The sequence below is a fragment of the Desulfosalsimonas sp. genome (assembly GCF_046483245.1).
Lineage (GTDB): Bacteria > Desulfobacterota > Desulfobacteria > Desulfobacterales > Desulfosalsimonadaceae > Desulfosalsimonas.
In genome coordinates this window covers 22,869-32,422 of record NZ_JAWODO010000028.1, presented here as the reverse complement: position 1 = coordinate 32,422, position 9,554 = coordinate 22,869, and the positions used below count along the sequence as shown (strand labels likewise).

General features: G+C 54.0%; 10 protein-coding genes. 3 read left to right on the top strand and 7 right to left on the bottom strand.

Features of this window, described 5'->3' with window-relative positions; genetic code table 11:
- Window positions 1-210: 210 nt before the first annotated feature.
- The 5 genes from R6U41_RS02850 to R6U41_RS02830 form a co-directional block, all read right to left on the bottom strand.
- The gene (locus tag R6U41_RS02850) at window positions 211-1,461 is read right to left on the bottom strand and encodes a class I tRNA ligase family protein (RefSeq protein WP_410268322.1); all 1,251 of its coding nucleotides are present in this window, start codon (window positions 1,459-1,461) and stop codon (window positions 211-213) included.
- A gap of 279 nt (window positions 1,462-1,740) precedes the next feature.
- Complete coding sequence (locus R6U41_RS02845; protein ID WP_410268321.1) at window positions 1,741-2,511, bottom strand: Rossmann-like domain-containing protein; 771 nt, start codon at window positions 2,509-2,511, stop codon at window positions 1,741-1,743.
- Between the two features lie 13 nt (window positions 2,512-2,524).
- Window positions 2,525-3,703, bottom strand: a complete 1,179-nt coding sequence (locus tag R6U41_RS02840; protein WP_410268320.1) for a metallophosphoesterase — start codon at window positions 3,701-3,703, stop codon at window positions 2,525-2,527.
- Window positions 3,704-3,772: 69 nt separating this feature from the next.
- A complete protein-coding gene (locus tag R6U41_RS02835) occupies window positions 3,773-4,210 on the bottom strand; it encodes a PPC domain-containing DNA-binding protein (RefSeq protein WP_410268319.1) in 438 nt (145 codons plus the stop codon).
- Window positions 4,211-4,267: 57 nt separating this feature from the next.
- Window positions 4,268-4,771 carry a rubrerythrin family protein gene (locus tag R6U41_RS02830; protein ID WP_410268318.1) on the bottom strand — a complete coding sequence of 168 codons (504 nt, stop codon included), beginning with the start codon at window positions 4,769-4,771 and terminating at the stop codon, window positions 4,268-4,270.
- Between the two features lie 301 nt (window positions 4,772-5,072).
- Between R6U41_RS02830 and R6U41_RS02825 the strand changes: the two genes are divergently transcribed.
- Window positions 5,073-5,306, top strand: coding sequence for a 3-hydroxyacyl-CoA dehydrogenase NAD-binding domain-containing protein (locus R6U41_RS02825; RefSeq protein ID WP_410268317.1), 234 nt, complete (start codon window positions 5,073-5,075; stop codon window positions 5,304-5,306).
- Window positions 5,297-5,542, top strand: coding sequence for a 3-hydroxyacyl-CoA dehydrogenase family protein (locus R6U41_RS02820; RefSeq protein ID WP_410268316.1), 246 nt, complete (start codon window positions 5,297-5,299; stop codon window positions 5,540-5,542). Before R6U41_RS02825 ends, R6U41_RS02820 begins: the two co-directional genes overlap by 10 nt.
- A 48-nt stretch (window positions 5,543-5,590) precedes the next feature.
- Here R6U41_RS02820 and sugE read toward each other — a convergent pair whose 3' ends face one another.
- Both sugE and R6U41_RS02810 read right to left on the bottom strand, forming a co-directional pair.
- Window positions 5,591-5,911 carry a quaternary ammonium compound efflux SMR transporter SugE gene (sugE, locus tag R6U41_RS02815; RefSeq protein ID WP_410268315.1) on the bottom strand — a complete coding sequence of 107 codons (321 nt, stop codon included), beginning with the start codon at window positions 5,909-5,911 and terminating at the stop codon, window positions 5,591-5,593.
- Between the two features lie 22 nt (window positions 5,912-5,933).
- Window positions 5,934-6,566, bottom strand: coding sequence for a DUF1638 domain-containing protein (locus R6U41_RS02810; RefSeq protein WP_410268314.1), 633 nt, complete (start codon window positions 6,564-6,566; stop codon window positions 5,934-5,936).
- Window positions 6,567-6,960: 394 nt separating this feature from the next.
- Here R6U41_RS02810 and R6U41_RS02805 point away from each other — a divergent pair, with 394 nt between their 5' ends.
- Window positions 6,961-9,549, top strand: a complete 2,589-nt coding sequence (locus R6U41_RS02805; protein WP_410268313.1) for a PEP/pyruvate-binding domain-containing protein — start codon at window positions 6,961-6,963, stop codon at window positions 9,547-9,549.
- Window positions 9,550-9,554: the final 5 nt, after the last annotated feature.

The following is a 9,554-nucleotide window of genomic DNA, read 5'->3' as shown; positions in this document are numbered from 1 at the left end:
GAATAATGATTTAATGGAGGAGGTATTGTCTAGACAAAATATGCTAAAGGCATTAAGATTCCAGCCAAAGCCCCGGGACGATCGCCGGAACCGAGCCGCAGACAAACAAACCACACCCGACCCAGCTCATGCGAAAACCATAGAACCAGGCACGAACAGCAACTTTTTTGAAGTTACTTAGAAGGGGGGGGGGAAAGGGGCAGCAGGTTTTCAGAGCAGGTGCAATACCCGGTCGATGGCCCGGAGACGGCTGTGGGCGGTTTGTGCGTCCTTTTGGGCAAGGTGTCCGGCTGCGGCTTTTTCTGCCAGTCGGCTGAGGGTGGTGTAGAGGCTGTCAAAGGCGTCTTTGACATTTAAATCATCATTCATGGATTTTTCAAAACCGGTTTGAAGGTCCCGGACCAGGGCCCTGGCTTCGGGATCTGATGTGGCGGCAAATTTTGTCTGCGCTGTTAACCGCCCGGCCATTTCCCGGAATGTCTCCACCCGGCCCCGGGCCAGGTCCAGCCGGTCCCGGGTCATGTTCAGATTGTCCCGGTATCGGCCGTGAATCAGGAAAAAACGGATGTGGCGGGGATGGTATCCCAGGCTGCGCAGGTCTGTGACATAAACGATGTTGCCCCGGCTTTTGGACATCTTGGTGCCTTGGATACGCACGTGGCCGGCGTGGAGCCAGAAAGGGGCCAGGGTTTTGCCCGATACCCCTTCCACCACGGCGATGTTGTAGTCATGGTGGCGGTAAATGTTGTCAATGCCCCCGCAGCAGATATCAAGCTCATAGCCGAGATGTTCGGTGATCATGGCCGGGTCCTGAACATTCCACGCGGGCCGCCCCTTTCCAAGGGGGGTCTGCCAGAAGATTTCCCCGTCGGGTTTCCGCCAGGCCTTCCACAGGATAAAATCGCCCAGGTTCCAGCGCTGGCCCGGGTAGGTGTCTTTTCTGAACCGGATTTTTTTGGCCGGCCATCTGGACATGTCCAGCCCGTAGAGCCGGCCGAAACCCTTGAATTTCAGGGGGTCAAAGAAAACATCGCCTTTGTGGAGATAGGCGATGTTGTTTTCCATAAGCCGCTGGATTAAAAACACGGCCTGATCCACGCAGGTGGTGGAACGGGCAATGGTTTCGGGCAGGCCGATGTTGAGCTGCCGGCAGTCTTTGAAAAACCGGTCCGCCACCGGGCCGGTGAGTTCCCCGAGGCTGACGCCCAGTTCATTGGCCCGGAAAATGGCCTTGTCTTCCATGTCCGTGAAGTTGATCAGCCGGTTTACCGTGTATCCCAGGTACTGCAGGTAGCGCTGGAGAATGTCTTCAAACAGGAAGGTGCGGTAGTTGCCGATATGCGGCCAGTTGTATATGGACGGCCCGCACGTAAACATCTTGACTTCTTGGTCCCCATGGCGGGAATCAAACCGCTGCTTATTCCCGGTCATGGTGTTTTGCAGATACAGGTGTTCCGCCATGGCGATTGTCCCGGCATTGGTGTGAATGGGTTATGCACACATTGGTGTTTATCATAACAGCCGTCCAAAACCGTGTCAAACCGGGGTGGGTAATTTGTGCAAAAGATGCGGGAAGTTATTTTTTTTCTTGCCGGGATGCAAGATACCAGGAAATCCTCTTACAAAGAGGCGCTCTCCGAACATTTTGTGAATGCGTTCGCCCCGGAGACGGTCCCTGGAAATCAGGTTGTTTTCAAGCCATGTTCGGATACGGCGGGACAAAAAGACGGGCTTTCCTGTTTACAATGAAGGTTGCTTCGCTCCGCAGGCCGGGCGGTTAACCTTTTCAATAACGCCTTTAAACCGGCGCATACCCCCGCCTGCGCTGACAATGTGGAGAAGTTCTTCAGGCCGGGTGACAATGACCCCGGAAAGTCCGGTAATCGGGGTGTCTGCAAAGATTTCGGCGGCCAGGGGCGTGGAGGCTCCCAGCAGGATTACCTCCCGGCAGTTGCGGGTGTGGCCGATGAGATCATCAAAGCTGTGGTTGATAATGGACGTGGCGGTCAGAAAACAGACCGTGCACTCGGGCAGCTTTTGGGGAATTTCCGATGACGGGCGCATGCCCCGGGTGGGTGCGGCAATTTGCTCAAATATGTTGAGCTCCGCGCCTGTATCCCGGATTGGCTTGACCAGAGGGGCAAAATGGCCCACCATGGCCACCTGATCGCTGCTTGTGACCCGGATTTTGGTCAGCACATCCCCGGTATCCAGATCGGCATTGGAGGTATTGACCAGGGCGTTGGCAGTGGCCAGTCCCACGGTGGTTTCAATGGGATCATCGGAATTGATAAGGGCAAGCAGTTGGCCTGCGTTTTTGTCAATCAGGGGGAGCATACCGGTAAACACCGTGCATCCCTTGTGCAGATGGGTTTTGGGCGTGGCGGCAAGGCCGGTCCGGCCGTTTTCGAGCATCACTGCAGTATATCCCAGCCCGATGCGCACATCTTTTATTTGATGGGCTGCGGCTGTATCGGCGGCGTACTGGTATATGCGCTGATTGATTGTCATGATCTGTCCTGTATCATTTTCCCCTTTTTTTGACAAGCCGGATCACGACAATTTCCGGCCGGCCGGCGGTTCGCATGGGCGGGCCCCAGGAGCCGGTGCCGGATGTGGTGTAGAGGTATAACCCGTTGATTTTTTTCAGCCCGTAATCATGGCCTCCATAAAGCCAGCGGGTCAGAAACTGTAGGGGAAAAATCTGCCCGCCGTGAGTGTGGCCGGAGATCTGAAGATCAGCGTTGAGTTTGCGGTTGGTTATAAAGCGCGTATCCGGCAACCAGTAGTTGGCCAGGTGCCGGTCCCGGAGGGAGTCTTCATGGATGCCCATTTCCGTGGGTGTATGAAACATTACAACACGCACTATCCCGGGTGTTTTTTCCTGTGAAAAATTGCCCAGACCGGCAACAGCGGCAATGCCCGGGTAGCTGACGCCTACCAGTTCCAGCCCGCTGATGGCCACGGCCTCATTGTCGAGAATCCGCAGGGGCGTGTTTTGGATGAGGCGCAATGATTTTTCAATGCCCACGTAATGCTCATGGTTGCCTGTGACAAAAAACAGCCCGTGCCGGGCTTCCAGGTCGTTTAGGGGCTTGAGGTTGTCTGTATAGGGGCCGCCCATGCCGTCGATAAGATCTCCGGTGATCAGCACCAGATCCGGCTGCAGGCTGTTGACGATCTTGACCGTGTGCCGGGCAAATCCCTGCTGGTGCATCAGCCCCAGGTGCATGTCGGAAAGCACCGCGATTTTGCTGTTTTTCCAGGCTTCGGGCAGATCGGCAACCGGCACGGACACGTAACGGACCACGGGATGAAACGCCGCCCAGATGCCATAGCCCGAAACCATGACCGCAAGGGCGAGCATGACAGTGCCGATGCCTTTGACCGGCAGGTTGACCCCGGCCAACCGTCCGGCGCCCAGCAGAATCCAGGCGGCGGCTGCAGCACTCAGGCTATGGATCAAAAATCCCGTCCAGACGGCGGCGAAGCGGTAATAAGCGATGGTCCACGGATTCTGCCGCCAGTGGATGGCCACAAAAGCGCTGATAAAAGAAAAGCTCAGCAGGACCATGGCGGCATATAACAGGTACCGGACCCCGGGGCGGCTGATCTGGAAAAAAGAAATGGCACTGCGGAATACCGCGTAATGCATCATCAGCATGATGCCGGTCATCGTAAGGGCAAACAGGGCAAATTTCATGGTATTCCTGTCTTCGGCCGGCTGCCCGGGGCAGACCTGCTGGTGTTTTACGGGCTTTTTGCCTGCTGGTTACATATCTGTGGCCCAAAGGGGAAGACCGGTTTCCTCGTCATATGTTCTTTCAAAAACCGCCCCTTCATAAACTTCGATAATAAGCTCGCAGGCAAAAATCACGGTGCCCTGGGCCAAGTGGCCGCCGTAGGCGTTTCCGGCCCCGTCAGCCAGCGTGACATGGGCATGGACCATGGGCTGTCCGTCTTTTATGGAGATATTACCCGTGAGCTTTGCGATTTCAAGGGGCTGGTCCAGGGTGAAAAACTGGTACTCCCGCGTTTTCTGGTCATAATAAGCCAGCCGGGCCCGCTGGACTGCTCCGATGGCCTCCAGGCGTCCGAGCCGGATGTTTTTTTTCCTGCACAGGGAGGTGATTTCATCGAGCAGATCCGCACCGTGGGTGAGCCGTCCCATAAAGCGTTCTGCGGGTTGGATTTTTTTCATCATGGTCATGGGATCCTGCCTTTCTCCCGCGCATCGGGATGATTTGGATTTGCTTGTCCCGGGTGTTTATTCAACAGCCTTGAATTTTTCCCTGGGAGCCCCGCATACCGGGCATTTTTCGGGTGCTTTTTTGTCAGTGACATATCCGCATACCTGGCATACCTGATAGGCCTTGACGGTGTTTTTGATCACCTGGTAAAGGGCGCGCTCATAGAGTTTGGCGTGATAGGCCTCTGCATCCCGGGCATGGCTGAATGTTGTGGCTGCCTGGGTTTCACCTTCGTCTTCCGCGGCCTTGATCATTTCCGGATACTCGTTTTCGCTGATGGATTGTTCGCGTTTAAATGAATCAAGCAGGTTGGTATCCGTGTCCTTGACCAACAGATTCCTGACCAGGTTTAAATGACGGGTGGCATGCACCCGCTCGGCTTCGGCAATGGCCCGGAACAAAAGCGCGATTTGGGGAACTTCTTCTTCCTCGGCTTTCTCGGCATACGCCAGAAGCCTGAAGTAGGCCTTTGCCTCGCCGATAAATGCGGTGTAAACGTTTTCTCTGGTCTTTTCTTCCATGAGCTCTCCTTGTGATCCTGGCGGTCCGAAGTAAGACGGCACGGGCCGCCGCTCCCGAAACGCGGCGGCCTGCTGTTTAACGCTGTTTCCTTTTATCAATACCTTAACAGCGGCAGATTTTCAAGTGCGGCAACAGGCCCGGACAAAAGCAGGCTGCAATAGGGTTTTTTCAATGAAATGACTGTTCAGATATTTTTGCTCATGTTCACACATAAAACTGTTGACCGATGCAAGTTTTGGCTGTTTAAATTAAATCTTTTCTCAAACCCAATAAACCGCAAACATTGAAGAAGGAGGCATTATGAACATTGACGACGTAAAAAACATTACCGTGGTCGGGGCCGGCAACATGGGGCATCAGATTGCCACCCTGTGCGCCATCAAGGGGTATAAAACCGTCTGTACCGACGTCAAGGAAGATGTGCTTAAAAAGGCCGAGGCCTTTGTGGACAAATATCTGCCAGGCCGGGTCAAAAAGGGCAAACTTACCGCGCAATTAACCATGAGGCCCTGTGGCTGCTGGACATGGGCGTAGCCTCGGTTGAAGACATTGACAAGGCGTGCGTCCACGGTGCCGGCCATCCCATGGGACCCTTCCGTTTAAACGATCTCACCGGCATTGACCTGGCCTATACCATGGCCATGGAAAGCTTCAAGGCCACCGGCGATCCCGCTCAGCGGCCTTCGCCCAGCGTAGTGGAGCATTACGTGAAGGGGGAATACGGCGAAAAGACCGGCAAGGGCTGGTATGACTATTCCGATAAGAAATAGCTGTCTGAACCCGGCCCGATGGGCCGCATTGTATTCGGGCCTTTCATATCAGGACGGGGATGCCAGTTTGAGCCCGATGATTCCGGTGACGATCAAACCAATGCTGACCAGCCGGCCGGCACCGGCCGGCTCATCAAACAGTACAATGCCTAGAATTACGGTTCCCACCGCGCCAATGCCCACCCACACGGCATAGGCGGTTCCCACAGGCAGGCTTTTCATGGCGAGCCCCAGCAGCCACACACTGGCAAGCATGGCTGAAAGAGTCCATACGCTGGGCCACAGGCGGGTAAAACCCTGGGTGTATTTCAATCCAATGGCCCAGCCGGTTTCAAATAAGCCGGCAAGAATCAGGACAATCCAAACCATGGGTTAATTTTCTGCCTTTATTTCAGCCTGCCAGGGCAATGGCCTGCTCCTCGAGAAGGGATTTGAAACGCTCGAGGGTAATGGGACAGGGCTGGATGGGTATGCCCATCCAGTCCGAATATTCCAGCAGTTCCTCGGGCTTTTCCGCCATGTACTGGTCCATAAAACCGATGGCGTCGAGTACCATGGCGCCGCCGGTATGTTTGGGGAAATTTTCATTGGCCAGACCCTTGTCCCATCCCTTGTACACTTGATGGCGGAATTTGATCCATCCAGGGGTGAGCCACAACACCTTTTCCCCGTTTGCCAGCTCCTGTCGCTGCTCTTTGCCCGCGAGCATGTCCATGCAATGGGTGGCGTTAATCCGGGCAATATTGCCACCCTGTTCATGGATAATCGTGTCAATGGTACGGGTAACGTCACCGGTATTGACATAGCAGAACTTCCCGCCGTAGACAACAAGGATTTTTTCGGTTTTCTCCTGTGCTTTTCGGATCTTATCAGTGAGCTGTTTTTCCAGTTCCCGGGGGTCTTCATGGAGTCCGGGGGTGGTGAAGTACAAATGCGCCGGGTTTAAGAATCCTTCCTGGCGCAGGTAATTGAGTTCCAGGCTCAGTGTGCCGCAAGATACAATTGCGATGTTTTCAAAATCCATGATCGAAGCCTTTATCCTTTTCAAGGTTTGGGTTTGGATGCCATTCAAACATCTTTTTTTCTTTTTGTTAATAAAATATACAAAATTGATGCCAGCATGCTTAATATAGGATGAGGTAAAAGTACTTTGCTTTTATTTCAAAAAGTTGTCCATTAGCTTAAATTAGGATTCAGCCATGCGATCGCTTTTTGCTGCCGTGGCGCAAAACGGTATATAACGTTAGGTAGCGGTATTGAATAAAAACCGGATTCGGGTCTGTTGTGTTGGTGAAACCCTGTTTTCAATATCGTACAAACTGTGATAATCAAAAAATAAGGAAGAAAGTGTGGTTTTTGAAACCGCCGTTCGGTCAATGCTGTCTGAACCCTTTTGATAAATCCTGAAGATTTCAACAATGGCCTACTACTCCCATATCAGCACAGGCTGGCCAAGCCTGGATACAATCATTGATCACCTGCGCCGGGGCGATAACGTGGTCTGGCAGGTCGACAGCATTGAGGACTACCAGCGTCTTGTAACACCCTTTGTCAACAGTGCACTGGCAAGAAATGAGCGGGTGGTCTACATGCGCTTTGCCCGGCATATTCCGCTTGTGGAGCCCCGCGACAATATCGTCGTCTATCACTTGAGAACCGAAAACGGATTTGAGTCCTTTTCCGCCGAAGTCCACGGCATTATCACCCGGCAGGGGCGGGATGTCTGCTATGTTTTTGATTCATTGTCGGATCTGCAGCATGTCTGGGCCACGGACCTGATGATCGGGGATTTTTTTTTCATCACCTGCCCGTATTTGTTTGAGCTCAATACCACCGCCTATTTCGGGATTTTGAGAAACCGGCATTCTTTCAAGGCCATCGCCCGCATCCGGGAGACCACCCAGGTGCTCATTGATGTCTACAATTATCAGGGCCAGGTGTGTGTTCATCCCATCAAGGTGCAGCACCGCTATTCGCCCACCATGTTTTTCCCCCACATCAAGAAAAAAGACGAGCTGATGCCGGTGATCAACAGCGTGGAGGCCACCCGGCTGTTTTCCTATCTGGCCGACCACCAGACGGTTAGCGCCCAGCGGCGCCTGGACTATTGGGACCGCCTTTTCATGCAGGCCCGCAGCCTCCTGGAATCCGGAGCCGGAGCCGCGGAAAAAAAAGACATGGTCGAGCAGTTGAGCCGGCTGCTGCTGACGCGCAACAAGCGGCTTTTATCCATGATCCGCAGGCATCTGGGCCTGGAGGATCTGCTGATGATCAAAGAAAGACTCATCGGTACCGGCTTTATCGGCGGCAAATCTTTGGGCATGCTCATGGCCCGCAAAATCCTGATACAAGACACCGCCTTTGACTGGTCACAGGTGATAGAGCCCCATGATTCGTTTTATATCGGTTCGGACGTGTTTTATTCCTATATTGTTCAAAACGGCTGGTGGAAGCTGTTTATGGCCCACAAGACCCGCACGGGTTATTTCAGCCGGGCCGCGGAACTGCGGGAGAAAATGTTAAACGGGGTGTTTCCCGAAGAGATCACCGAGCAGTTCCAGCTGATGCTCGAGTATTTCGGCCAGTCGCCCATTATCGTGCGTTCCAGCAGTCTGCTCGAAGACGCTTTCGGAAGCGCCTTTGCCGGCAAGTACGAGAGTTTTTTCTGCGTCAACCAGGGTTCTCCGGAAAAACGGTACGAAAAGTTCGAGGAAGCCGTCAGGCGGATTTTTGCCAGCACCATGAGCGAAGACGCCCTGGCCTACAGGCTGCAGCGGGGCCTGGACCAGATGGATGAGCAGATGGCGCTTCTGGTGCAAAGGGTATCAGGCGCCTATCATCAGAGTTTTTTCTACCCTGAGCTGGCCGGCGTGGGGCTTTCCTACAATCCCTTTGTGTGGAAAAAGGGTATGGACCCGCATGCCGGAATGATTCGGCTGGTATTCGGCCTGGGCACCCGGGCGGTTAACCGGGTGGAAAATGACTATCCCAGAATTGTGGCTGCAGACGACCCCCTGGTGCGTCCGCTTGCGGGCATGCATGATATCCGGAAATTTTCCCAGCATTATATTGACCTGCTCAACCTGGAGCAAAACGATATCCAGAGCCTGTCTGTCCAGGAGCTGCTGGAAAAGCAGCGGCCGGAAAAATTTGATTTGCTGGGCACCCGGGATGAAGAAGCCGCCGGGGAAATGCGGCGCATGGGGCGGCCGCAAAAAGATATCTGGATTCTGACCTTTGATCCGTTTTTGACCCGCACGTCGTTTATTGACTGGATGAAGCGCATGCTGGGCCGGCTGGAAAAGGCCTATGAATACCCGGTGGATGTGGAATTTACCGTTAACTTCAATCAGTCCGATCAGCTCCAGATCAACCTGCTCCAGTGCCGGCCTTTGCAGACCATTGGTGACAGAAGCCGGGTGTTTCTGCCCAGCACCGTGCAGCCGGACCGGATTCTGGTCCGCACGGAAGGCAATTTCATGGGCGGCAATATCAGTCAGCCCATATCCCGGATTATTTTCGTGGATTCCGAGGCCTATGCCGGGCTTTCCCGTTCGGAGAAATACAGCGTGGCCCGCTTGGTGGGCCGGTTAAACCGGCAGATCCCCAATCGGGAGAAAATGCCCACCCTGCTGATGGGCCCGGGGCGCTGGGGGACCCATACCCCGGAGATGGGCGTTGCCGTTCATTTTTCGGAAATCAACCACATTGCCGCCATTGCTGAAATCAGCTACCAGGACGGCAGTCTGATCCCGGATCTGTCCTTTGGGACCCATTTTTTCCATGATCTGATTGAAACCGGAATTTTTTACCTGGCCATTTATCCGGAATCTCCGGGCGTGGAATTCAATGCCGGCTGGATCCGGTCTCTGCCGAACGCACTGGAAGAAACCGCCGAACAAGATACCCGGCTTTCTCACGTGGTCCGGGTGGTGGACACAACCGGTTTGGGATTAAAGCTTCAGTCTGACGTGGCCAAACAAAGGGTGATCTGTTACCGGGAATAAAGCCC

Excerpts from the sequence above, each read along its gene's own strand:
- R6U41_RS02850 (WP_410268322.1), bottom strand. The coding sequence starts at position 1,461 with ATGGCGGAACACCTGTATCTGCAAAACACCATGACCGGGAATAAGCAG.
- R6U41_RS02835 (WP_410268319.1), bottom strand. The coding sequence starts at position 4,210 with ATGACCATGATGAAAAAAATCCAACCCGCAGAACGCTTTATGGGACGG.
- R6U41_RS02830 (WP_410268318.1), bottom strand. The coding sequence starts at position 4,771 with ATGGAAGAAAAGACCAGAGAAAACGTTTACACCGCATTTATCGGCGAG.
- sugE (WP_410268315.1), bottom strand. The coding sequence starts at position 5,911 with ATGGTTTGGATTGTCCTGATTCTTGCCGGCTTATTTGAAACCGGCTGG.
- R6U41_RS02805 (WP_410268313.1), top strand. The coding sequence starts at position 6,961 with ATGGCCTACTACTCCCATATCAGCACAGGCTGGCCAAGCCTGGATACA.
- R6U41_RS02840 (WP_410268320.1), bottom strand. The coding sequence starts at position 3,703 with ATGAAATTTGCCCTGTTTGCCCTTACGATGACCGGCATCATGCTGATG.
- R6U41_RS02810 (WP_410268314.1), bottom strand. The coding sequence starts at position 6,566 with ATGGATTTTGAAAACATCGCAATTGTATCTTGCGGCACACTGAGCCTG.
- R6U41_RS02845 (WP_410268321.1), bottom strand. The coding sequence starts at position 2,511 with ATGACAATCAATCAGCGCATATACCAGTACGCCGCCGATACAGCCGCA.
- R6U41_RS02825 (WP_410268317.1), top strand. The coding sequence starts at position 5,073 with ATGAACATTGACGACGTAAAAAACATTACCGTGGTCGGGGCCGGCAAC.
- R6U41_RS02820 (WP_410268316.1), top strand. The coding sequence starts at position 5,297 with ATGGGCGTAGCCTCGGTTGAAGACATTGACAAGGCGTGCGTCCACGGT.